General features: G+C 66.3%; 18 protein-coding genes and 1 pseudogene. 7 read left to right on the top strand and 12 right to left on the bottom strand.

The annotated features are described in order from the left end of the window. The first annotated feature begins 144 nt into the window (after nt 1–144). Nucleotides 145–639, top strand: coding sequence for an RNA recognition motif domain-containing protein (locus tag ACPWT1_RS04485; RefSeq protein WP_427914211.1), 495 nt, complete (start codon nt 145–147; stop codon nt 637–639). A 77-nt stretch (nt 640–716) separates the two neighbouring features. Here ACPWT1_RS04485 and ACPWT1_RS04480 read toward each other — a convergent pair whose 3' ends face one another. From ACPWT1_RS04480 to ACPWT1_RS04465, 4 genes are read right to left on the bottom strand one after another with little or no spacing between them, the layout of a single operon-like run. Then, on the bottom strand, nt 717–1,499 hold the full coding sequence (locus ACPWT1_RS04480; protein ID WP_427914210.1) for an SDR family oxidoreductase: 783 nt from the start codon (nt 1,497–1,499) through the stop codon (nt 717–719). Between the two features lie 12 nt (nt 1,500–1,511). Further along, on the bottom strand, nt 1,512–2,084 hold the full coding sequence (lptC, locus tag ACPWT1_RS04475) for an LPS export ABC transporter periplasmic protein LptC (RefSeq protein ID WP_427915507.1): 573 nt from the start codon (nt 2,082–2,084) through the stop codon (nt 1,512–1,514). 59 nt (nt 2,085–2,143) lie between these two features. Further along, nucleotides 2,144–2,689: a KdsC family phosphatase gene (locus ACPWT1_RS04470; RefSeq protein ID WP_427914209.1), complete on the bottom strand. Its 546-nt coding sequence runs from the start codon at nt 2,687–2,689 to the stop codon at nt 2,144–2,146. Nucleotides 2,690–2,693: 4 nt separating this feature from the next. Continuing rightward, nucleotides 2,694–3,737, bottom strand: a complete 1,044-nt coding sequence (locus tag ACPWT1_RS04465) for a KpsF/GutQ family sugar-phosphate isomerase (RefSeq protein ID WP_427914208.1) — start codon at nt 3,735–3,737, stop codon at nt 2,694–2,696. Between the two features lie 35 nt (nt 3,738–3,772). Here ACPWT1_RS04465 and ACPWT1_RS04460 point away from each other — a divergent pair, with 35 nt between their 5' ends. Further along, nucleotides 3,773–5,758, top strand: coding sequence for a monovalent cation:proton antiporter-2 (CPA2) family protein (locus ACPWT1_RS04460; protein ID WP_427914207.1), 1,986 nt, complete (start codon nt 3,773–3,775; stop codon nt 5,756–5,758). 22 nt (nt 5,759–5,780) lie between these two features. On the opposite strand, the gene ACPWT1_RS04455 is transcribed toward ACPWT1_RS04460, so the two are convergent. The 3 genes from ACPWT1_RS04455 to ACPWT1_RS04445 form a co-directional block, all read right to left on the bottom strand. After that, nucleotides 5,781–6,515: a hypothetical protein gene (locus ACPWT1_RS04455; RefSeq protein ID WP_427914206.1), complete on the bottom strand. Its 735-nt coding sequence runs from the start codon at nt 6,513–6,515 to the stop codon at nt 5,781–5,783. 162 nt (nt 6,516–6,677) lie between these two features. Further along, on the bottom strand, nt 6,678–8,033 hold the full coding sequence (gene mnmE, locus ACPWT1_RS04450; RefSeq protein WP_427915506.1) for a tRNA uridine-5-carboxymethylaminomethyl(34) synthesis GTPase MnmE: 1,356 nt from the start codon (nt 8,031–8,033) through the stop codon (nt 6,678–6,680). Nucleotides 8,034–8,071: 38 nt separating this feature from the next. Continuing rightward, the gene (locus ACPWT1_RS04445; protein WP_427914205.1) at nt 8,072–9,142 is read right to left on the bottom strand and encodes a hypothetical protein; all 1,071 of its coding nucleotides are present in this window, start codon (nt 9,140–9,142) and stop codon (nt 8,072–8,074) included. Between the two features lie 114 nt (nt 9,143–9,256). On the opposite strand from ACPWT1_RS04445, the gene ACPWT1_RS04440 reads away from it, so the two are divergent. Further along, a complete protein-coding gene (locus ACPWT1_RS04440; RefSeq protein WP_427914204.1) occupies nt 9,257–10,813 on the top strand; it encodes a DUF3612 domain-containing protein in 1,557 nt (518 codons plus the stop codon). Nucleotides 10,814–10,884: 71 nt separating this feature from the next. Here the strand turns inward: ACPWT1_RS04440 and yidC are convergent, their stop codons facing one another. The 4 genes from yidC to rpmH are packed head-to-tail and all read right to left on the bottom strand — an operon-like array spanning nt 10,885 to nt 13,499. Continuing rightward, nucleotides 10,885–12,606, bottom strand: coding sequence for a membrane protein insertase YidC (gene yidC / locus ACPWT1_RS04435; RefSeq protein ID WP_427914203.1), 1,722 nt, complete (start codon nt 12,604–12,606; stop codon nt 10,885–10,887). Continuing rightward, nucleotides 12,603–12,875 carry a membrane protein insertion efficiency factor YidD gene (yidD, locus tag ACPWT1_RS04430; protein ID WP_427914202.1) on the bottom strand — a complete coding sequence of 91 codons (273 nt, stop codon included), beginning with the start codon at nt 12,873–12,875 and terminating at the stop codon, nt 12,603–12,605. The genes yidC and yidD overlap by 4 nt, the downstream gene beginning before the upstream one ends. Beyond that, the gene (locus tag ACPWT1_RS04425) at nt 12,872–13,324 is read right to left on the bottom strand and encodes a ribonuclease P protein component (protein ID WP_427914201.1); all 453 of its coding nucleotides are present in this window, start codon (nt 13,322–13,324) and stop codon (nt 12,872–12,874) included. The genes yidD and ACPWT1_RS04425 overlap by 4 nt, the downstream gene beginning before the upstream one ends. A gap of 40 nt (nt 13,325–13,364) precedes the next feature. Further along, nucleotides 13,365–13,499, bottom strand: coding sequence for a 50S ribosomal protein L34 (rpmH, locus tag ACPWT1_RS04420; RefSeq protein WP_027101598.1), 135 nt, complete (start codon nt 13,497–13,499; stop codon nt 13,365–13,367). Between the two features lie 184 nt (nt 13,500–13,683). Between rpmH and dnaA the strand changes: the two genes are divergently transcribed. The 4 genes and pseudogenes from dnaA to ACPWT1_RS04400 all read left to right on the top strand — a co-directional run bounded on the left by dnaA (nt 13,684) and on the right by ACPWT1_RS04400 (nt 21,208). Further along, complete coding sequence (dnaA, locus tag ACPWT1_RS04415; RefSeq protein ID WP_427914200.1) at nt 13,684–15,105, top strand: chromosomal replication initiator protein DnaA; 1,422 nt, start codon at nt 13,684–13,686, stop codon at nt 15,103–15,105. Nucleotides 15,106–15,225: 120 nt separating this feature from the next. Next, nucleotides 15,226–16,331: pseudogene (dnaN, locus tag ACPWT1_RS04410) on the top strand (DNA polymerase III subunit beta). Nucleotides 16,332–16,530: 199 nt separating this feature from the next. Next, complete coding sequence (gene gyrB, locus ACPWT1_RS04405; RefSeq protein WP_427914199.1) at nt 16,531–19,143, top strand: DNA topoisomerase (ATP-hydrolyzing) subunit B; 2,613 nt, start codon at nt 16,531–16,533, stop codon at nt 19,141–19,143. A gap of 412 nt (nt 19,144–19,555) precedes the next feature. Further along, nucleotides 19,556–21,208: a DUF2075 domain-containing protein gene (locus ACPWT1_RS04400; protein ID WP_427914198.1), complete on the top strand. Its 1,653-nt coding sequence runs from the start codon at nt 19,556–19,558 to the stop codon at nt 21,206–21,208. On the opposite strand, the gene ACPWT1_RS04395 is transcribed toward ACPWT1_RS04400, so the two are convergent. Continuing rightward, entirely contained in the window at nt 21,201–22,172 is a 972-nt protein-coding gene (locus ACPWT1_RS04395) for a phosphorothioated DNA-binding restriction endonuclease (protein ID WP_427914197.1), read from the bottom strand. The genes ACPWT1_RS04400 and ACPWT1_RS04395 overlap by 8 nt on opposite strands. Between the last annotated feature and the right edge of the window lie 633 nt (nt 22,173–22,805).

Genomic DNA, 22,805 nt, shown 5'->3' with positions numbered 1-22,805 from the left:
ATCTGCTCCATAATGCCCTTACGTGGTTTCGAGTAGTGCCACGCGGTCTGCGGTGAACAGGTCACCTTCGCTTCGCTCTCGGTTGAATGCGTTTTCGGGACTCCATCGCTTTGGTCTTAGTGTTTTCTTGAGGAGTCCCAGCACATGGGCAACAAACTCTACGTGGGCAACCTGCCCTATTCCGTGCGCGATAGCGATCTCGAACAGGCGTTCGGCCAGTTCGGTGCCGTCACCAGCGCCAAGGTCATGATGGAGCGCGACACCGGCCGCTCCAAGGGCTTCGGCTTCGTCGAGATGGGCAGCGATGCCGAGGCGCAAGCCGCGATCAACGGCATGAACGGCCAGCCCCTGGGCGGCCGCAGCGTCGTGGTCAACGAAGCGCGTCCGATGGAGTCGCGTCCGCGCGGCTTCGGCGGTGGCGGCGGCGGTGGTGGCTACGGCGGCGGTGGCGGCGGTGGCGGCTACGGTGGTGGTGGCGGCGGCTACGGCGGTGGCGGTGGCCGCAGCGGTGGTGGCGGCGGCTACGGCGGCGGTGGCCGCAGTGGCGGCGGCGGTGGTGGCAACGATGGCGGCTTCCGCAGCCCCTACGGCTCCGGCCCGCGCGGCGGCGGCGGCGGTGGCAACCGCGGCGGCTACTAAGCTGCTTTGATTCCGGGGCGCTCCGGCGCCCCATCGAAGCCCGCCTTCCGGCGGGCTTCGTCGTTTCCGGGGCCTGCCTAGTCGGCTTGCCGGTGCTTGCGCGGCCGACCGACCAGCAGGCGATCGAACAACGCGTTCGGCAGCAACCGCAACAGCCTGGCGACCACGCCCATCTGCCACGGGATCACGCGATAGCTCACGCCGCGTTCGATGGCGCGGAAAGCGCGATCCGCAAAGGCGTCGGCCGGCATCAGGAACGGCATGCCGTAGCGGTTCTTGCGCGTGAGTGGCGTGTCGATGTACCCGGGCGCGATCGTCACCACCTGCACGCCGCTGCCCCGCAGCTCGCCGCGCAGGCTCTCGCAATGGCTGATCACGGCGGCCTTGCTGCCGCAATAGGCGGCATGTCCCGGCAGGTCGCGGATGCCTGCCACGCTGGCGATGCCCACCAGGCGACCCGAACCGCGCTGGCGCATGGGTGCGATGAACGGCTGGAAGGTGGCCGCCAAGCCGACCACGTTGGTGGCGTAGACGCGTTCCAGCGCGTCCAGGTCGCCACGCACCGCCGTATCCACGCCCACGCTGATGCCTGCATTGGCGATCACCACGTCGGGGACGCCCTGCGTCGCAAGGCAGGCCTGTCCCGCCGCGACGATGCTGTCCACGGACGCCACATCGGCCTGGTACACGGCATGGCGGCCAGCCTCGATGCGCTGCTGCGCGGCCCAGGACTGGATCTCGCCGGTGCGTCGCGCCATCAGGGCCAGGTTCCAGCCGGCCTGGTAGTAGCGCCAGGCCAGCGCCTGGCCAATGCCGCTGGAGGCGCCGGTGATGACGACGAGCCTGCGCTCCGCAGCCATTCGCTCAATGCCTCACTTGGCGTGGTCCGGCACCAGCAGCCCGTGCACGCGCCCCCGCATGTCGAGCACACGGTCGAGGTTGTCGTAGTCCATCCCGTCGCCGGTGAACTTGTCGTTGCCGCGGATCAGGGTCACCGGCTTGTTCGACTTCACGCGCTCGGTGTTCATGAAGGCATGCAGGAACTCGCTGCGGAATTCCATGCGCGGCACCTGGCTGCCGGGCACGGCATCGCGCACCACGACCGCGTTGCCGACCAACTGCACTTCGGAGCCGTCCGCGTTGCTGATGCCCGTGCGCGCCGTGGCCACCGTGACCACGCCCTGTTCGTTGTACGAGCGGATCCGCGGCTGGTCGATCTCCATCGTGTCGGTGTCCGGATAGTGGCGCGCCTCCGCGCCGAACACCTCCGTGCGCAGGCGACCGTTGAGATCGAAGGTGCGCACGGCGAAGTCGCGCATGAAGTAGTCGGGGTCATGGGTGGGCGCGCGCTTGGTGTCGCCCCCACCCAGGAAGGCCGGCGTGTTGCGGACCAGCCAGTAGGTGCCCAGCGCCAGCACACCCATCAGGATCACGGGCAGGTACATCGCGAGCCGGTCCCAGGTGCTGCGCGTCCAGCGCCACCCGGCTCGCACGCGCGCCAGGCTCACCGGTAGGTCTCCAGCAGCTCGGCATAGCGACCGCTGGCCACGAGAAGCACGTCGCAGAACTCGCGCGCGGCGCCCGAACCGCCGGCAGCCCTGGTGACATGGTGCGCCACGGCCTTCACCTCTGCGTGCGCGTTGGCCGGCGCCGCCGCGAACGCGCAGCGCCGCAGCACCGGCAGGTCGGGCCAGTCGTCGCCGATCGCCGCGGCCTGCGACCAGTCGAGCCCCAGAGCCGCCAGCGTCTTCTCGGCGGCCGGGGCCTTGTCCTCGGTCCCGTAGTGCACGTGCGTGACACCGAGTGCCTGCAGGCGCATCCGCAACGGCCTGGAGTCGCGCCCCGTGATCACCGCCGGCGTGATGCCTGCGCGCTGCAGCAGCTTCAGCCCCAGGCCGTCCAGGATATGGAAGCGCTTGAGCGTCTCGCCCTGCTCGGAGATGTAGAGCCCGCCGTCGGTGAGCACGCCGTCGATGTCGAAGAAGGCCACCCGCACGCCCTGTGCGGCCAGCAGCAATTCGGGCGGAAATGTCAGTGCGGGCGTCGGCACGGGTTCAGATCACCTTGGCGCGCATCAGGTCGTTGCTGTTGACCGCACCGCGCAGGCGCTGCTGGCCGTCGACCACCAGCAGCCGCGTGATGCCACGCTGGTCCATCAGCTCGGCCGCCTCGACCGCGAGCACGTCCTCCCGGATCGTCAGCGGGTTGGCGTGCATCACCTCGCCGGCGCGCAGCCCGCGCAGATCCGCGCCTTTCTCGATCAGGCGCCGCAGGTCACCGTCCGTGAAGATCCCGAGCAGGCGGCCCTCGGCGTCAGTGATGCCCGCGGCACCGAAGCCGGTGCGGCTCATCTCGCGCATCAGGTCGGTGAAGCCGGCGTCGGAGGCGACGCGTGGCACGCCATCGCCAGTGCGCATCACGTCGGACAGGTGAGTGAGCAGCTTGCGGCCCAGCGCGCCGCCGGGGTGGGAGCGTGCGAAGTCCTCGCTGCGGAACCCGCGTGCATCGAGCAGGGCCACGGCCAATGCATCGCCGAGCGCCAGCTGGGCCGTGGTACTGGCCGTGGGCGCCAGTTGGAGCGGGCAGGCTTCGCGCGCCACGCCGCTGTCCAGCACGATGTCGGCATGCCGCGCCAGGGTCGACTGCGCGTTGCCGGTCATGGCGATCAGGCGCACGCCGGAGCGCTTGATCACCGGCAGCAGGCTGGTGACCTCGTCGACTTCGCCACTGTTGGAGATCGCCAGCACCAGGTCGACCGCCTTGATCATGCCCAGGTCGCCATGGCTGGCCTCGGCGGGGTGCACGAACATCGCCGGCGTCCCGGTGGACGCCAGCGTGGCCGCGACCTTGCGGCCGATGTGGCCGCTCTTGCCCATGCCCATGACAACCACGCGGCCGCGCACGCCGAGGATCGCCTCGACCGCGCGGGCGAACGCCTCGCCCGTGCGGGCCTTCAGGCCCAGCACTGCCGCGGCTTCGATGTCGAAGGTCTCCTGCGCCAGCCGCAACGCCTGCGCCGCGTCGAATGGCTGACTGGATGCCGGGAGCTCGGCATCCGCCGCGCCCGCGGGACTGCCTTGGCGAGGAGAAATGGGCATAGCGGGCGATTCTAGGCGGGCGGTAGCATCGGGCCATGTCCACGCTCGAGCTCACGCTGGTGTACCTGCTTGCCGCGGTGCTCGGCGTCGTGGCCTGCCGCTCGCTCAAGCTGCCGCCGATGCTGGGCTACCTCGTCGTCGGCGTCGTGATCGGCCCGAACGCGCTCGGCGTGGCCGAGGACTCCGAGCGCGTGCGGCACCTGGGCGAGTTCGGCGTCGTGTTCCTCATGTTCGTCATCGGGCTCGAGTTCAACCTGCCGAAGCTGCGCGCGATGCGTGCCCACGTGTTCGGCCTGGGCCTGTTCCAGGTGGTGCTGACCATCGTGGCCGGCACGCTCGGCAGCCTCTTCCTCTCCGCGGTCGCGCCGTCCGTGTGGCGGATGAACTGGCAGACCGCGTTGGTGCTCTCCGGCGCGCTGGCGATGAGCAGCACGGCGATGGTCGTCAAGCTGCTGGCCGATCGCCTGGAGCTGGAATCGGAACATGGCAAGCGCGTGATCGGCGTGCTGCTGTTCCAGGACCTCGCGGTGGTGCCGCTGCTGGTGCTGATCCCCGCGCTGGGCAGCAAGCCCGAAACGTTGTTCATGTCGCTGGCGGTCGGTGCACTGAAGGCCGCCGTGGTGATCGCACTGCTGCTCACGGGCGGCCAGCGCGCGATGCGCTGGTGGCTCACGCTGGTGGCGCGTCGCAAGAGCGAGGAACTGTTCGTCCTCAACCTGCTGCTGATCACGCTGGGCCTGGCGTGGCTCACGGAACTGGCCGGCCTCTCGCTCGCGCTCGGCGCCTTCATCGCCGGCATGCTGATCTCCGAGACCGAATACAAGCACCAGGTCGAGACGGACATCCGGCCGTTCCACGACGTGCTGCTGGGCCTGTTCTTCATCAGCATCGGCATGCTGCTGGACTGGCGCCCGATCATGGACCGCTGGGCGCTCGTCTTGCTGCTGGTCACCATGCCGGTGCTGTTCAAGCTGGCGCTGGTGACCCTGCTCGCATGGCGGCTGGGCGGCACGGCCGGCATCGCGCTGCGCACCGGCCTCTACCTGGCACAGGCTGGTGAGTTCGGCTTCGTGCTCCTGACGCTGGCCCAGCACAACGCGCTGGTCCCGCCCGCGCTGCTGAATCCCATCCTGGCCAGCATGGTGCTGTCGATGCTGGCGACGCCCTTCATCGTGATGTACAGCAACCGGCTCGTGCTGAAGGTCGTGGCCAGCGAATGGCTGCAGCAGTCGCTGCAGATGACGACCATCGCGCGCAAGTCGATCAACGCCAACAAGCACGTGATCATCTGCGGCTACGGCCGCTGCGGGCAGAACCTGGCGCGCATGCTCGAGCGCGAGCGGATCCCGTACATCGCGCTGGACCTGGACCCCGATCGCGTGCGGCAGGCCGCGGCTGCGGGCGACTCCGTGGTGTTCGGCGATGCCGCCCGCCTGCAGGCGCTGATCGCAGCGGGGCTGGGCCGGGCCAGCGCGGTGGTGGTCACCTACCTCGACATCCCCGGCGCGCTCAAGGTGCTGGCCAAGACGCGCACCCATGCGCCGCAGGTGCCAGTGATCGTCCGCACCCAGGACGATCACGATCTCGAGACGCTGCAGGCCGCCGGCGCCACCGAGGTCGTTCCCGAGGCACTGGAAGGGTCGCTGATGCTGGCCAGCCATGCGCTGGCGCTGGTGGGCGTGCCGATGCGGCGCGTGATCCGCATCGTGCAGGACCAGCGCGATGCGCGCTACAACCTGCTGCGCGGGTACTTCCACGGCGCAGACGACGACACGGTCGATGAGCTGGAGCAGGAACGCCTGTCCACGGTCACGCTGCCCTTGGGGGCCCGCACGGTCGGCACCCGCCTCAGCCGCTTCGCGCTGCATGCGATGGGCGTGCGCGTGGTGAGCCTGCGCCGTGCCGACGGCAAGCCGGCGCAGGTGGAGGACGACCTCACGCTGGAGGGCGGCGACACGCTGGTCCTGTCCGGCCGGCCAGAGACCTTGTCGCTGGCCGAGCAGAAGCTGCTGGCGGGTTAGGGCGCCTCGCGCCCTGTGCCGCTCAGCGCAGGTCGCCGTATTGCGACGAGCTCAGCGCCCGCGGCGGCTCTTCATGGATCTCGGTGTTCTCGAAGCCGGTCAAGAGCGTGTAGCTCTGCGGCCCCTGCACCTTCGGCTGCTTGGACCCATTCGCCAGAGCCTGCCGGAAGGCCGTCATCTCCTCGACGCCGATCGGCTCATAGCCGGCCAGCGTGCCTTGCACGGGCTCCGACCGCACCGGCTCGGCCACCTTGGGCTCTACCGCTGCCGCGACTTTCGCGGGCCGCGTCGCAGGCGCCGTCTTCGCCGGCTGCTCGGGAGCAGCTGCGGTGGCAGCTGCGAGCCCCACCGCGACGTGGTCGTTCTGGCGCCAGTACACCGCCTTGACGCCGATGTCGTGCCGCGCCTTGGCAGCCTGCGCCACCATGGCCTCGATCTCGGCCAGGCGGTCGGCCGACTTCATGTGCGCACCCGGAAGGTCGACCATCACGAAGAACTGCCGGCCGCGCGCGTCGAGCGACAGCACCTTGAATTTGTAGCTGGCCGACAGCACGCCGGCGCGGTTCATGCAGTCGCGCACGACGGTGTACAGCAATTCGCGCCGGGCGCTGCGCTGGGTGCGCCGCGAGACCACCGCAGCTGCTTCCGCACCGGGCCGATGCAGCGGCAACGTGGGGTCCTGCTGGACCAGCCCCGAACTCGGCGCCGCCTCGTCCTCGCTCGACTTCTTCCGCGTGAACATGCTCAGCAAACTCATCGAACTCTCTGGTTGTTGACTCCCGGTGCGACATTGACAGGAGAGTCACGCGCAGTCTAGGGGCCGTTGCAAGACGGTGACAGCACGCACGCACCGCGCGTCTGTGCGCGCATGCCGCCCGTCCGCGAACGCAGCACAACCGTAAGCGTCGAAGCGCTTCGCTTACTTGCCGATACAAAAACTGGAGAAGATCACCCCGAGCAGATCGTCGGCGCTGAAGGCGCCGGTGATCTCGCTCAGCGCGTTCTGCGCGAGGCGCAACTCCTCGGCCAGCAGGTCCAGCAGCTGGTTGCCGGCGGCCAGTTGCGCGGCAGCTTCCATCAGGTGCGCATCCACGCGACGCAGTGCCTGCAGATGGCGTTCGCGCGCGATGTAGACGCCTTCCGGCGCAGCCTGCCATCCCGCCACTTCGAGCAGCCGCGCACGCAGGTGCTGCAGTCCTTCGCCGGTCCTGGCCGACAGGCGCAGCTCGCCGGCGGGTACATCGACGTCATGGCCCGTGTCGGCCTTGTTCCACACCGACAGCACCGGCACGGCGTTCGGCACGTGCGCGGCCAGTTGCGCGAGCAGCCGGCGATCGCCCTCGGCATAGGACGCCTCGCTGGCACGCGTGAGGTCGTGCAGGAACAGCACGGCATCGGCCTGCGCGATCTGCGCCCACGCGCGCTCGATGCCGATCTTCTCCACCGGGTCGTCGCTCTCGCGCAGGCCGGCGGTGTCGATCACGTGCAGCGGCACGCCTTCGATCTGGATGGTCTGGCTCACCACGTCACGCGTCGTGCCCGCGATCGGCGTCACGATGGCCAGCTCGGCACCGGCGAGCGCGTTGAGCAGCGAGCTCTTGCCCGCATTGGGCTGGCCCGCGATCACGACCTTGATGCCCTCGCGCAGCAGCGCGCCCTGGCGGGCGCGCTGCTGCACGCCGGCCAGCGTGGCCTGCAGGCGTTCGAGCTGGCCCTGCGCGTCGGCCTTCTGCAGGAAGTCGATCTCCTCCTCGGGAAAGTCCAGCGTCGCCTCGACCAGCATGCGCAGGTGCACGAGGGCATCGCGCAGCTGCCCGATCTCGCGCGAGAACTCGCCCGCGAGCGACCGGCTCGCGCTGCGTGCCGCCGCCTCGGTGCTGGCGTCGATCAGGTCGGCGATCGCTTCGGCTTGCGCCAGGTCGATCTTGTCGTTGAGGAAGGCGCGTTGCGTGAACTCGCCCGGCTGCGCCACCCGCAGCCCCATTGCCTTGCCCGCCTCGATGCAGCGCGCCAGCAGCAGCTGCAGCACCACGGGCCCGCCATGGGCCTGCAGCTCGAGCACGTCCTCGCCGGTGTAGGAATTCGGGGCCGGGAAGTGGATCGCGAGCCCCTGGTCGATCGGCGTGCCATCGGCGGCACGAAAGGGCAGGTAGGTCGCTTCGCGCGGCTTGAGCGGGCGCCCGCAGACCGCCTCGACGATGGCCTGCACCGAGCGGCCCGACACGCGCACGATGCCGACGGCACCGCGACCTGGCGCGGTGGCGATGGCGGCAATCGGATCGGACGTTCGGGCAGCATGCCCCGATGGTAGGGCTACGCGGCCTCGAGTTCTTCCGGCTGGCCGGCGCGGTTGACGGCCAGTCGCGCGTCGACCAGGGCGACGATCTCGTCGATGGCGGGATGGCGCATCGCCAATTGCCGCGCGATGCGCTGCACGAGACTGTCGACCCGCTCGATGTGCTCGGCCCCGCCGAACAACGCCCGCGCCGCCGACGACGGCTTCTTCAGCGAGGCCGCGGCCTGCGCGTACTTGTCAAAGGGAACGAGGTCACCCGGCTGCGCACCCAGCCGTTCGCACAACGTGCACACCCACTGGTAGATCTCGCGCGAGCGCTGCAGGTCGCCATGCACCGCCTGCTGGATCGGCACCATGCCGTCGGCTTCGATGCAGCGGTAGTTGCCCGTCATCAGCATCGGCCACTTGGCCAGCGGCACGAACAACGAATCGTGCAGCTTGAGCTTGACCGGGATCTCGCCGCCGTGGAAGCGCGCGTCCTCGATGTCACGCTCGAGGCGACGCAGCAGCGCCGTCGCCGCCGCGCTGCCGAAGGGCGCTGCCTTGAAGTTCGTCGGCAAGCCGACCTGCAGCACGTTCTTGGGCTGGTCGGCAGGACGGAACGCCTGCGGGTCCGGGCTAGCCAGCGTCACCAGGACCGGATCGAATCCAGCCCAGATCGCGGGCTCGGTGAAACAGGTTTCGAGCGCTTCGACCCGCAGGGCGGGGATGCGTTGCAGGTACGGCAGCGGAGGCATGTTCATGATCGCCAGCGCGGGCTTGCGCGCCTTGGCCACCCGCGCCAGCAGTTGCCGCACGCCTTGCTGGCCGTACTGGCTCTCCTGCATGCCGAGCACGACCAGGTCGTAGCGGGACGGGTCGGCCTGCTCGGGCGTGCAGGCGTCGAGCTGGCCGGGCAGCTCGCCTGACGCGACGGCCACGGGATCCACCTGCCCCTTGAGCGGGAATCGCACCACCGTGCCTTCGCGGTTGATGAGATCCGCGGTCGAGGACGTGCAGACGAGCGTGGCCCGGTGCCCCGCCATCAGCAACTTGCTCGCGAGAAGGGAGCCGTAGGAGGCGCCCAGGATGAGGATACGCAGTGCCATTCGGTTTTCTCCAGCCCCGGGGAGTGGGGCAACTGGAACCATTATTGGAAGCACCGGCCTCGAAATTTCACAATGGAAATTTCACACAGTCAATTTCACAGATATGCTGCGGGCATGAGCCTGCACCTGCGGAACAGCCATCTCCTCGGCAGCAAGCTGCGCAGCCTGCGCAAGACGCATGGCCTCACGCTGGAGGAGCTGTCGGCACGCTGCATCCAGCTCGACGCGGAGCGAGCGCCATCGGTCTCCTACCTCAGCATGATCGAGTGCGGCAAGCGCGTGCCCTCGATGGAGCTGGTCGGATTGCTGTCGACGCTCTTCCAGCGCGATGCGCAGTGGTTCCTCGATGCGAGCGCACCGACACCGCCGCCTGCCTCGGCCGAGGATCGTCCCGGTGGCGCGGCCACGGTTCCGTTCGAGCCCGCGTTCCTGTTCTCACGCGAACTGCTGCAGGCGGCCATTCCCGAGCTGCTGGCGCAGACCGGCACCACGGGCCGGCAATTCGCGCACCTGCTGATCCGGTCGCACCAGGAGATGTCGCGCAACGACTTCCCCGACCTGGAGCGCGCCGCCGAGCAGGTGGGCGAGCGCCGCTTCCCGCTTGGCGTCGATGACCTGCAGAAGCTCTGCAAGCACCACGGCCTGACGTTGCGCTGGTTCGACCAGCCGCCGATCCTGGCCATGGATGGGGAGCACGAGTTGCGCAGCGTGCTGCGTTCGTTCTACGACTCGCCGTCCACGATCTATCTCAACCGCGGACTGCAACAGCATCCCGCGCGGCTGAAGTTCGACCTCGCGTCACACCTGGCGCACAAGGTCCTGCATGGCGGCGATGGCCTCAAGTCCGTGCACGCCACTGGCGGCCAGGCGGGCGACAGCCCGAAGGGCGCGGCGGGCCTGAGCCCGCAGGACGTGCTGCATGCGTGGCGCGATTTCGAGTGCAGCTTCTTCGCCGGTGCGTTGCTGGCGCCCAAGGTGCCGTTCCGGCGCTTCCTCACGCGCGAGTCGCACCGCATCGAAGCCGGCGAGAAGATCGAGCTGGCCCCGGCCATGGTGATGCGGCGCATGACGAAGGTGTCGCCGTATCCGCACTGGCACTTCTTCGATGCGTACCCGCCGGGCTTCCTGCGCGCCGTCTACCGCGGCAACGGCATTCCACTGCCCTGGGGCAACATGGCGCAGGTGTCGGACCCCTGTCCACACTGGGCCGTGTTCCGCATGCTGCATCGCACGCGCGGACCGGACCGCGGCTCGCAGATCTCGGTGCTGCGCGAAGGCGACCGGTTCCTGCTGTATTGCTGCCATTCGCGCCGCACCGAGGACATGGCCGGCAATCCGCATGTGCTGTCCGTGGGTGTCGATCTGGTTCCCGCACTGCGCTCGCACACACCTGCCGCGGACGAGATCGTGGACAGCATCGCGCAGGCCTGCCTGCGCGAAGGCGGCGAAGCCCGCATCCCCGACGAAGCCGCCGAGGCCATCCGCGGCGCCGCCAAGGTGCTGAACATCGCCTGGATCCCCGAGGCGCTGGCGAAGCCGGCGCGCATCATCTGCCCGCGAAGCAGCCATTGCCCGCGGCAGGAAGCCTGTGACGGGGGCCGGCATTCCGGGGCGCGCGAGATCACGGACCTGCGGCAGGAGATCATCCGCAAGGTGAAGCGCGGGCGCTGAGGCGTCCTCGTCCAGCGGCGCCCTTGCGAGGGCACCAGGAAAAAGGGCCGCGTCGTGCGGCCCTTGTTGCATCAGCTCTTGCCGAACTTCGGCAGGTTGAACTGCGGCGGCACACCCATCCGCCAGTTGATCAGCCACTGCTGCGCGATGGACAGCACGTTGTTCGTGATCCAGTACAGCACCAGGCCGGCCGGGAAGAAGAAGAACATGACCGAGAACGCCAGCGGCATGATCCACATCATCTTGGCCTGCACCGGGTCGGGCGGCGCGGGGTTCAGGGCCGTCTGCAGCAGCGTGGTGAGCGTCATCACCACCGGCAGGATGAAGAACGGGTCCGGCGAGGCCAGGTCGTGGATCCAGCCGATCCACGGCGCATTGCGCATCTCCACCGTGGACAGCAGCACCCAGTACAGCGCGATGAACACCGGGATCTGCACCACGATCGGCAGGCAGCCGCCCAGCGGATTGACCTTCTCCTCGCGGTAGATGCGCATCATCTCCTGCTGCATCTGCTGCGGGTTGTCCTTGTAGCGCTCGCGCAGGGCCGTGACCTTGGGGTTGATGGCCTTCATCTTGGCCATGCTCTCGTAGCCCTTGGCCTGCAGCCAGTAGAAGGCGATCTTGATCAGCAGCACCAGCGCCATGATCGACCAGCCCCAGTTGCCGATGACGGCGTGGATCTGGGTCAGCAGCCAGTACAACGGCTTGGCGATGATGTAGAAGTGGCCGTAGTCCTTGACCCGGTCCAGGTCCGGGTCGAGGCTGGCCAGCCGCTTCTCTTCCTGCGGGCCGGCGAAGAACGTGGCCGGCACCGACTTGCTGGCGCCCGGCGCGAGGCCATCCACCGGCGCGATCATGCCCACCGCATACAGGTGCTCGCCCAGTGCCGGCGCCAGCGTGTTGGGCACCGTGCGCACGAACAGCTCGCGCTTGATGCCGTCGGGAAGCAGCCAGGCGCTGGCGAAGTAGTGCTGCACCATGGCCACCCAGCCGTGCGACGCGGTCTTCTGGATGTCGACCTTGCCCTTGTCGATGTTCTCGAACTTCACCGTCTGGTACTTGCCTTCCTCGGTGAAGACGGCCGGGCCGGTGAAGGTGGAATAGAAGCTCGAGCCGCTGCCCGCATCCTTGGCGTCACGCACGATCTGCATGTACAGCTGCGGCGACACCGGCGTGGCGCCCGTGTTCACGATCTCGTGCTTGACGGCGATGGCGTACTCGCCGCGCTTGACGGTCCAGGTCTTCACGAGCTTGACGCCGTTCTTCTCCGGCGACTCGAAACGCACTTTGATCTCGTTGGCGCCGTCGCGCAGCTCGCGGTCGCCGCTGGCCGTCATCACCGTCGTGTGGTTCGGGAAGTCGCCGCCCACCAGGCCCGACTGCGCGACGTACACGCGCTCGGGGCTCTCCTGCAGCAGCGTGAAGGTGCCGCTGGTCTTGCCCTGCTTGGCATCGGCGGCCACCTTGAGGAATTCGCTGCCCACCAGCGAGCCACCCTGGGTGTCGAAGGTCAGGCGCAGCAGGTCGGTGGTGACGGTGAACCGTTCGCCTTGCGCGGCGGGAGCGGGCGTCGCGCCGGGCACGGCACCAGGAGAGGCGGGCGTCGCCGCCGCCGCGGTCGTTGCCGTGGGCGGCGTGGCGCTGGCCGGCGACTGCGGCGCCTTGGCCGTGGCCTTGGTCCCCTGCGGGAAGAAGGTGGCCGGCTTGCCGTTGTGCACCTGCCATTGGTCCCACAGCAGCACCATGGAGAAGCCGAAGATCACCCACAGGATGGTGCGGCGAATGTCAGTCATGAGGATTCTTTGTGCGTGGACGGGGCCACGAGACGGGAGAACAGCGCGGGCCTGTCGGCCGGCACGGGATCGGTGCCGCCCTGGCACCAGGGATGGCAACGGCCGAGCCGCGCCACCGTGAGATAGCTGCCGGCCGCGGCTCCATGGCGCTCGAGAGCCTCGAGCGCATAGGCCGAACAGGTGGGCGTGAAACGGCAGGCCGAGCCGACCCAGGGCGACAGCACGAGGCGGTAGCCCTTCACCAGGCCGATCAGCACGGCGCGGATCATCGGCGGACGCCCGCGAACAGGCGCTGCAGCTCGGCGCGCACCGCCTGCTTGAGGGCCGGCGAGGTGGCGCTGTGGAACTGGCTCTTGTCGAAGCCGGCACGCAGCCGCACCACATGCGCGGCGGCGGGCAGAGTGGCTTCGAAATCCAGGCTCACGGTGTAGATCTGGCGTTTGATGGCGTTGCGGGTGACGGCCCGCCGGGCCCAGCGCTTGGGAACGATGGCACCCAGCCAGGGTTCCCCTTGGACAGCAAACAGGGCCGCCGATCGTTGCGATCGCGGCCCTGTGGCCTGGTCTGCAGGGGAGCCGCCGGTCGGGGCGGCTGCAGGAACCGGGTTGCTGGCGGCATGCAGGGCAGCGCGGTGCAGCGCGAAGTGCTCGGTGCGGGAGACGGTGGTGCCGCCCGCCATCACGGCTTCGAACTGCGCCCGGGTCCTCAGCCGCTGCACGGCGTGCGAACGTGGCCGCGCCAGCTGCCCGGACAGCAGCTTAGACGGCCAGGCGCTTGCGGCCCTTGGCGCGGCGGGCGTTGATGACGGCGCGGCCGCCACGGGTCTTCATGCGGACCAGGAAGCCGTGGGTGCGGGCGCGGCGCACTTTGGAGGGTTGGTAGGTGCGTTTCATGGTGTTGTCTTTCCGGGGAACCCGCGATTATCCGCGATTTGCGTCACCCCAGCAAGAAACCGGTCACCCGTCAAGCCCTGGAGGGATGGCCGGGCAATGGCGAAAACCCGGTGTGGATAACGCCTTGAGAACTTACAATGAGCCGTTTCCGCGCAAGACAACTATCCACAGAGGCGGCAACCGAATGAGTGAGGGGTTCAGCGACAGCCTGGCAGCAGGCGGTGCGCTCAATGCGGGCGGAAGCCTGTGGCAGGCATGCATGGAGCAGCTCGCCCAGGAACTGCCCGAACAGCAGTTCAACACCTGGATCAAGCCGCTGGCGGCCAAGGTCTCGGATGATTTTTCGCGGGTCACGTTGTACGTGGCCAACCGATTCAAGCTCGACTGGGTGCGTGCCCAGTACGCAGGCCGCATCGCGGCCACGCTCGAGAAGCTCTACGGCCAGCCGGTGCAACTTGAGTTAGCGCTCGCTCAGCGCGAGAGCCCCGCCAAGTCTTACCCACAGGCCGCCGCGCCGGAATTTCCACCGCCGCCCGAGCCTTCGGACGTGGCAGAGGACAACGCCGATTTGGCGCCCGGTCCGCTGAAGAACCGGCTCAACACCGCGCTGACCTTCGACACCCTGGTCGAGGGCACGGCCAACCGCATGGCGCGCGCCGCGGCCATGCACGTGGCCGGCATGCCGGGCCAGCTCTACAACCCGCTGTTCATCTACGGCGGCGTCGGCCTGGGCAAGACCCACCTGGTCCACGCTGTGGGCAACCGCCTGCTGGCGGACAAGCCCGGCAGCAAAGTTCTCTACATCCACGCGGAGCAGTTCGTCAGCGATGTGGTCAAGGCCTACCAGCGCAAGACTTTCGACGAGTTCAAGGACAAGTACCACAGCCTCGACCTCCTGCTGATCGATGACGTCCAGTTCTTCGCCAACAAGGACCGCACGCAGGAGGAGTTCTTCAACGCCTTCGAGGCCCTGCTGGCCAAGAAGAGCCACATCGTGATGACGTCGGACACCTATCCCAAGGGACTGGCCGACATCCACGAGCGCCTGGTCTCCCGCTTCGATTCCGGCCTCACGGTGGCCATCGAGCCGCCGGAGCTGGAGATGCGCGTGGCCATCCTGATCAACAAGGCCAAGGCCGAGAGCGCCGAGATGCCGGAGGAGGTGGCCTTCTTCGTCGCCAAGAACGTGCGCTCCAACGTGCGCGAGCTCGAAGGCGCGCTGCGCAAGATCCTGGCCTATTCGCGCTTCAACCAGAAGGAGATCTCGATCCAGCTGGCGCGCGAGGCACTGCGTGACCTGCTGTCGATCCAGAACCGGCAGATCGGCGTGGAGAACATCCAGAAGACGGTGGCCGACTACTACAAGATCAAGGTCGCCGACATGTACTCCAAGAAGCGGCCGGCCTCCATCGCCCGCCCGCGGCAGATCGCGATGTACCTGGCCAAGGAGCTCACGCAAAAGAGCCTGCCCGAGATCGGCGAACTGTTCGGCGGCCGCGACCACACCACGGTGTTGCACGCGGTGCGCAAGATCGCCAGCGAGCGCCAGACCGTCACCGAGTTGAACCAGCAGCTGCACGTGCTGGAACAGACGCTCAAAGGCTGAGCTCGGGTGCGGCAGGTAGCTGATGAAAAAGGGGAAAATGGCGGTCGTCCAGACCGGACCGCGCCCCCCACCAAGACAACGCCCAACTAAAGAAATTCAAGAGGAAGAGGAAGGCAACCCATGATCGTCCTGAAGGTCCCCAGGAGAAGGTGCTCTCGGTGCTGCAGTCCGTGGCCGGCATCGTCGAGCGCCGCCACACGTTGCCGATCCTGGCCAACGTGCTGATTCGCAAGACGGCGGGGCAGGTGCAGCTGACGACCAGCGACCTGGAGATCCAGATCCGCACCACCGCCGATCTCGGTGGCGATGCAGGCAACTTCACCACCACGGTGGGCGCGCGCAAGTTGATCGACATCCTGCGCACCATGCCGGCCGACCAGACCGTCAGCCTCGAGTCCAGCCAGAACAAGCTGCTGCTCAAGGGCGGCAAGAGCCGCTTCACGCTGCAGACGCTGCCGGCCGAGGACTTCCCGCTGGTGCAGGAAGCCGCGAGCTTCGGCCCGGTGTTCAGCGTGCCGCAGAAGACGCTGAAGGACCTGCTGGCGCAGGTGAGCTTCGCGATGGCGGTGCACGACATCCGCTACTACCTCAATGGCATCCTGTTCGTGGCCGAGGGCAAGCAGCTGTCGCTGGTGGCCACCGACGGCCACCGCCTCGCGTTCGCCAGCGCCACGCTCGACGTGGAAGTGCCGCGCCAGGAAGTGATCCTGCCGCGCAAGACGGTGCTGGAGATGCAGCGCCTGCTGTCCGATGCCGAAGGTGCCATCGAGATGCAGTTCGCCAGCAACCAGGCCAAGTTCGCCTTCGGTGGCATGGAGTTCGTCACCAAGCTGGTCGAGGGCAAGTTCCCCGACTACAACCGCGTGATCCCGAAGAACCACAGGAATTCGGTCACCCTGGGCCGCCAGCCGCTGCTGGCCAGCCTGCAACGCACGGCCATCCTCACCAGCGAGAAGTTCAAGGGCGTGCGCCTGAACATCGAGCCGGGCACGCTGCGCGTGGCCAGCAACAACGCCGAGCAGGAAGAAGCGGTCGACGAGCTCGATATCGACTATGGCGGCGACGCCATCGAGATCGGCTTCAACGTCACCTACCTGATCGACGCCCTGGCCAACATGGACCAGGACATGGTGAAGATGGACCTGGCCGACAGCAACAGCTCGGCCCTGATCACCAATCCCGAGAACGCAAACTTCAAGTACGTGGTGATGCCGATGCGCATTTGAGGCGGCTGCCGCCGCGCCGCCCCGAGGGTGTCATTGCGGGCTTGCCCCGCAATCCAGTCCGGTGGTGATGCAGGCGCCGTTGCTGGATGCCGGGTCAGGCCCGGCATGACAGCTCCCGGGCCGAGGCCCCGCGACAAGGACCAAGGACCCGCCACCCACGGCGGGTTCGGTCCTTCCAGAGTTTGAGAGAAGTGCCCGAATGTCTGATCAAAACAATGTGAACACCGGTCCCGCAGGCGAGGACAGTTCCAACTTCCAGCCCCAGATCGACACCAACCAGGCCGGCGCCACCGCCGCCTATGGCGAGTCGTCGATCCAGATCCTGGAAGGCCTGGAGGCGGTGCGCAAGCGTCCCGGCATGTACATCGGCGACACCAGCGACGGCACGGGCCTGCACCACCTGGTGTTCGAGGTGGTCGACAACTCGATCGACGAGGCGCTGGCCGGGCACTGCGACGACATCGTGGTGACCATCCACACCGACAACTCCATCAGCGTGGTGGACAACGGCCGCGGCATCCCCACCGGCGTGAAGATGGACGACAAGCACGAGCCCAAGCGCTCGGCCGCCGAGATTGCCCTCACCGAGCTGCATGCCGGCGGCAAGTTCAACCAGAACAGCTACAAGGTCTCGGGCGGCCTGCACGGCGTGGGCGTCAGCTGCGTCAACGCGCTGTCGAAGATGCTGCGCCTGACGGTGCGCCGCGACGGCAAGGTGCACGTGCTGGAGTTCAGCAAGGGCTTCGTGCAGAACCGCATCGTCGAGAAGCGCGACGGCGTCGACATCAGCCCGATGCAGATCCTGGGCGAGACCGACAAGCGCGGCACGGAAGTGCACTTCCTGCCCGACACTGAGATCTTCCGCGAGAACAACGACTTCCACTACGAGATCCTGTCGAAGCGCCTGCGCGAGCTCTCGTTCCTGAACAACGGCGTCAACATCAAGCTGCACGACGAGCGCACGGGCAAGACCGACGACTTCGCCGGCGCTGGCGGCGTGAAGGGCTTCGTCGACTTCATCAACAAGGGCAAGACCACGCTGCACCCCAACGTGTTCCATGCCATCGGCGATCGCCAGAGCGACCAGAACACCAACATCGGTGTCGAGGTCGCGATGCAGTGGAACAGCGGCTACAACGAGCAGGTGCTCTGCTTCACCAACAACATCCCGCAGCGCGATGGCGGCACGCACCTCACCGGCCTGCGCGCGGCGATGACGCGGGTGATCAACAAGTACATCGAGGACGGCGACATGGCCAAGAAGGCCAAGGTCGAAGTCACCGGCGACGACATGCGCGAGGGCCTGACCTGCGTGCTGAGCGTGAAGGTGCCCGAGCCCAAGTTCTCCAGCCAGACCAAGGACAAGCTGGTGTCCAGCGAAGTGCGCGGCCCGGTGGAAGACGTGGTGGCGCGCACGCTGAACGACTTCCTGCAGGAGCGCCCGAACGACGCCAAGATCATCGTCGGCAAGATCATCGAAGCGGCCCGCGCGCGCGAAGCTGCCCGCAAGGCGCGCGAGATGACGCGCCGCAAGGGCGTGCTCGATGGCATGGGCCTGCCGGGCAAGCTGGCCGACTGCCAGGAGAAGGACCCCGCGGGTTGCGAGATCTACATCGTCGAGGGTGACTCCGCCGGCGGCAGCGCCAAGCAGGGCCGCGACCGGAAGTTCCAGGCCATCCTGCCGCTGCGCGGCAAGATCCTGAACGTGGAGAAGGCGCGCTACGAGAAGCTGCTCACCAGCAATGAAATCCTGACGCTGATCACCGCGCTGGGCACCGGCATCGGCAAGGCGGGCACCGCCAACAGCAACGGCAAGGGCGACACCGACGACTTCAACGTTGCCAAGCTGCGCTACCACCGCATCATCATCATGACCGACGCCGACGTCGACGGCGCCCACATCCGCACGCTGCTGCTGACGTTCTTCTACCGCCAGATGCCCGAACTGGTGGAGCGCGGTCACATCTACATCGCGCAGCCGCCGCTCTACAAGGTCAAGGCCGGCAAGGAGGAGCTGTACCTGCAAGGGCAGGCCGACCTGGACACCTTCCTGCTGCGCATCGCCCTGAACGGCGCCAGCGTGCACACCGGCGGCGACAACGGCACCGTCATCACCGGCGACACCCTGGCCGAACTGGCGCGCAAGCACCAGGTGGCCGAAGGCGTCATCGCGCGCCTGGCCAACTACATGGACCGCGAGGCCCTGCGCGCGATTGCGGACGGCGTGCACATCAACCTGGACACGGTGCCCGAGGCGGAAGCCAGCGCGCTGGCGCTGCAGGCCAAGCTGCAGGAGCTGGATCGCGCCACCAACGCCGCGCCGGCCGAAGTGGCCAGCGAGTTCGACGCCCGCACCGACAAACCCATCCTGCGCATCAGCCGCCGCCACCACGGCAACGTGAAGAGCAGCGTGATCACGCAGGACTTCGTGCACGGCGCCGACTACAAGGCGCTGGCCGAGGCGGCCGACACCTTCCGCGGCCTGCTGCACGAGGGCGCCACCGTGCGCCGCGGCGAGGGCGAGCGCGCGAAGGAAGAGAAGGTCGGCGACTTCCGCCAGGCGATGCGCTGGTTGATCAGCGAGGCGGAGCGCGCCACCTCGCGCCAGCGTTACAAGGGCCTGGGCGAGATGAATCCCGAGCAGCTGTGGGAAACCACGATGGACCCCAACGTGCGCCGCCTGCTGAAGGTGCAGATCGAGGACGCGATCGAGGCGGACAAGGTGTTCACGATGCTGATGGGGGATGAGGTGGAGCCGCGGCGCGATTTCATTGAGACGAATGCGTTGCGCGCAGCGAACATCGACGTTTGACGGTATGCAGTGGTCGCAGGTAAAACCTCAGCCACTTCATGCAGCGCGCCTACTACTCAGCGTCGATCACTGACTTCCTCAACCATTCTTCCGACGAAATTCTCGGCGCACTCTCGCGGTCAGCACCCACGCGATTGACCTAACGCAGAAGTCCGCTTGGCTCGCCCAGATCGCGATCCTGAAAGAAGTACTCCCGAAGAGTGCGTTCTTCGGTCGAATCTTCTTCGAATTTGTTGTCCCACGGCTCGGCAAGAGGATCGACACGGTCGTTCTGACACCGGACTTCCTCTTTGTCCTCGAGTTCAAGGTTGGCGAAAGCGAATTCACGCCATCCAGTGTCGACCAGGTTTGGGACTACGCCCTAGATCTCAAGAATTTTCACCAGACGTCTCACGACAAGGTGATCGTCCCTGTGCTGATCGCCACGGAGGCAAGCACCTCTGAGCTGGAACTCAGGCGAAGTAGCGTCGACGACGGCGTTATCGTTCCCGTCAAAGCATCTCGTCATACTTTGCTCGAGGCCTTTTCTCGAGCGAGCGCTGAGATCAGAGCGCGCCCCGTCGACGTGAACGAGTGGGAGGGTGGAAGGTATTCACCCACGCCAACCATCATCGAGGCTGCGACCGCCCTGTACGCCGGCCACGGGGTTGAGGCGATCTCGCGCAGCGGTGCTGATGGAGAAAACCTTGAGAGCACGGCGAAAGTAGTTGATGAAGTGGTTGAGCACTGCCGCGCGCAGTCCAGCAAGGCGATCTGCTTCATCACGGGTGTGCCCGGAGCTGGGAAAACGCTTGCCGGGCTGAACGTCGCGACGAGGCACGTTCGTCCTGGTGAGTTGCATAGCGTGTTTCTGTCCGGAAATGGACCACTCGTCGCGATCCTTCGCGAGGCATTAGCCCGCGACCAAGTTGAACGAGCGGAGCTCGCTGGCGAGAAGATCACCAAGTCAACTGCGAACACGAGAGTGAAAGCGTTCATCCAGAACGTCCACCACTTTCGCGACGAGGGGCTTGTTGACCCAGGTCCACCTGACGATCACATCGTCGTCTTCGACGAAGCGCAGCGAGCATGGAATCTGGCGCAGACATCCGGGTTCATGCAAAGGAAGAAGGGCCAACCTGGCTTTTCGATGTCCGAGCCCGAGTTTCTGATCTCGTGCATGGACAGGCACAAAGACTGGGCCGTCATCGTCTGCCTGGTCGGCGGTGGCCAAGAGATCAACACGGGAGAAGCTGGGATTGTTGAATGGCTGCGCGCTGCATCTGCTCGGTTTGCACATTGGGCCGTTTACATCTCTCCTGAGCTAACCGGTGACGAGTACGGCGGCAGTGCATTGCAGGTCGAACTGGCGAAGCTTCCGCAGGTTTTCACTCAATCGCCGCTTCACTTGAGCGTGTCTATGCGCTCCTTCAGGGCGAAGCACGTCTCGAGCTTCGTCAAACATCTGCTTGATCTTGACGCGGCCGCCGCACGAGATGCGCTGAAACTGGTCCAGGACGACTATCCGATCGTGCTCTGCCGCCGCCTTTCAGAGGCACGCCGGTGGCTTCGCACAAAGGCTCGCGGTTCTGAACGTTACGGGATCATGGTCTCGTCTCAGGCTCAACGCCTAAGGCCGCATGCGATCGACGTGCGAGCCCCTGTCGATCCCGTGCATTGGTTCCTTGATGGGAAGGAAGACGTTCGTTCGTCGTTCTATCTAGAAGATGTTGTTACTGAGTTCCAGGTTCAAGGACTTGAGCTTGATTGGTCTTGCGTGGTTTGGGATGGTGACTTCCGGCACTCTGCTGGCACTTGGCAGCACTGCTCCTTTGTGGGGTCCCGGTGGCAGCAGATACGGATGGCTGAGCGTCGCGCCTACCAAAAGAATGCATACCGTGTTCTTCTCACGCGTGCCCGGCAGGGCATGGTGATCGTCGTGCCTGAAGGCGATGGCGCTGACCCGACTCGTGATCCTGAGTTCTATGACGGCACGTTCTCATACCTTCAGGACCTAGGAATCCCGGTCATAGATTCGCACAGCAAGTGCACGTGCTCCACAAACAACGCAACAGGCCCTACGTGAGTTGGTCAGCGCTCTTCGTCAACGACGAACTTCGAGCAGGCTTCTTGAACACATTGCTCGCATTCCACGCAAGATATTGAGCAGCAGGCGACAAGCCCGGGTCATGCGGCGCAAGGATCTGGCGCCCGTGGAACTGCAGATGCCCAGTGGTGCCTCGCTCACCGCTGATAGCGTACTGGCTGAACACAACTCGATGATTTTGCGGCTCGATGGTGAAAGCGCCCAGATCGAATAGTTTGTGGTGAAGCGCGCACAGCGAGAGTCCGTTTGGCTCGATGTCCGGACCCCCAACGTTGTGCCATTGAATGTGGGCCGCTTCGAGGCCTGCCGGCATGTGGCCGATGCGAAGATCGAAGCCGCAAATGCAGCAACGATATTCATAGGCGCGTAGTACGCGATCACGAAACGTTGGATCGCGGCGTTTGCGCTGAGATTCAGCGTAGGTCTCACGTGCGCTGGGGTCTTCGCGGAGTTCCCGAGGCGGAGCGCTGAGGTCAAGGCCCACAGCTGATGCAATGTCCCCGTGTAGCGAGCTCGGGAAGTAGGTATCGAGCATCCGCGAAGCGACGGTCTGCAGCAGCAATGGATCCGCGCGCAGGGCCGCATCAATATCTAGCGGAAAGCCCCCTTTGACGTGGCCCTGCCGAAGTTCTCCCAGCGTTGGCGTGGCTCCCCGAGCGCGAGCCAAGGTTTGCCTCGGCCCACTGATGTCCCACAGACCGTCTGTAGCTAAGTGCCAGAACGGATAGTGGCGTGAGCTGGGTGCACTGCTTGGCCCGAACTCTGTGAGTAGCTGCTTCAGGGCGCCATCAATCTCCCCGTATTCGACTTGCCGTGGCTCGTCCCGTTGCACCCTTGCCAGTGCAAGCAAGGCCAACAATGGCTTGTGCGGTGCGTACACACCCGCTCGCTGCGCGCGCCGTATGTTCTCAAACGCGTCCAAGACTTCAGCAGGACTCTTCATGTCTTAGCAATGCAGCCTAAACTGCGCGTCTCGATGCTCCTTGCGCTTCGCCGATAGCCAATCCTGTTCAGCCGGATCGACTGGCTGGCGTGCGCGTGCATCGATACTTGAATCGCTTGTTCGTGGAAGGTGCACTGAGCCTGGCGAGCCGCAGCATCCGGTCCCTCCGTCACCGTTATTGAAGGACCTGTCTCGATTGACACGACCTGTCTAACAGGTGGCGGCAGCGGGGACGAACGAGGCGGCACAGGCTGCCCGTCAGCCACATTGCGATCCCCATTGATCGAGACCTGCGAGACGCTCGCGCCTATCTCACAAGGGCTATCCGAGAATGTGACCCTACCGTTCACGACGCACTTGTTCACCACCGTCGTTGCAGGCGACGGCGGAATTCGCCCAGAAGCTGGTGCCGTGCGATCGGGATTCCAATTGCCTGTGAGCTGCGGGTACCTCTTCGCTTGTGGTGCAGCTTGTCCAAAAGGTGCGGAAATCGCCGTCGGTGCCGGAGGCGGTGGCAATCGATGGCTGTCGTCCCACCAGTGGAAGACTTTTAGACATAGGTACGCCAGCGCCACAAAGCCGAAGATGTACTTGAGGCTTAAGCCGAGTGTCGGCTCGGGTGGTGTGAATGGT

Source organism: Ramlibacter sp. MMS24-I3-19, assembly GCF_050320135.1.
Classification (GTDB): domain Bacteria; phylum Pseudomonadota; class Gammaproteobacteria; order Burkholderiales; family Burkholderiaceae_C; genus Ramlibacter.
This window is presented reverse-complemented; position numbering and strand designations above follow the sequence as displayed.

Coding starts and splice junctions, on each gene's coding strand:
- ACPWT1_RS04485 (WP_427914211.1), top strand. CDS start 145: ATGGGCAACAAACTCTACGTGGGCAACCTGCCCTATTCCGTGCGCGAT.
- ACPWT1_RS04480 (WP_427914210.1), bottom strand. CDS start 1,499: ATGGCTGCGGAGCGCAGGCTCGTCGTCATCACCGGCGCCTCCAGCGGC.
- lptC (WP_427915507.1), bottom strand. CDS start 2,084: ATGTACCTGCCCGTGATCCTGATGGGTGTGCTGGCGCTGGGCACCTAC.
- ACPWT1_RS04465 (WP_427914208.1), bottom strand. CDS start 3,737: ATGCCCATTTCTCCTCGCCAAGGCAGTCCCGCGGGCGCGGCGGATGCC.
- ACPWT1_RS04460 (WP_427914207.1), top strand. CDS start 3,773: ATGTCCACGCTCGAGCTCACGCTGGTGTACCTGCTTGCCGCGGTGCTC.
- ACPWT1_RS04455 (WP_427914206.1), bottom strand. CDS start 6,515: ATGAGTTTGCTGAGCATGTTCACGCGGAAGAAGTCGAGCGAGGACGAG.
- ACPWT1_RS04445 (WP_427914205.1), bottom strand. CDS start 9,142: ATGGCACTGCGTATCCTCATCCTGGGCGCCTCCTACGGCTCCCTTCTC.
- ACPWT1_RS04440 (WP_427914204.1), top strand. CDS start 9,257: ATGAGCCTGCACCTGCGGAACAGCCATCTCCTCGGCAGCAAGCTGCGC.
- yidC (WP_427914203.1), bottom strand. CDS start 12,606: ATGACTGACATTCGCCGCACCATCCTGTGGGTGATCTTCGGCTTCTCC.
- yidD (WP_427914202.1), bottom strand. CDS start 12,875: ATGATCCGCGCCGTGCTGATCGGCCTGGTGAAGGGCTACCGCCTCGTG.
- rpmH (WP_027101598.1), bottom strand. CDS start 13,499: ATGAAACGCACCTACCAACCCTCCAAAGTGCGCCGCGCCCGCACCCAC.
- dnaA (WP_427914200.1), top strand. CDS start 13,684: ATGAGTGAGGGGTTCAGCGACAGCCTGGCAGCAGGCGGTGCGCTCAAT.
- gyrB (WP_427914199.1), top strand. CDS start 16,531: ATGTCTGATCAAAACAATGTGAACACCGGTCCCGCAGGCGAGGACAGT.
- ACPWT1_RS04395 (WP_427914197.1), bottom strand. CDS start 22,172: ATGAAGAGTCCTGCTGAAGTCTTGGACGCGTTTGAGAACATACGGCGC.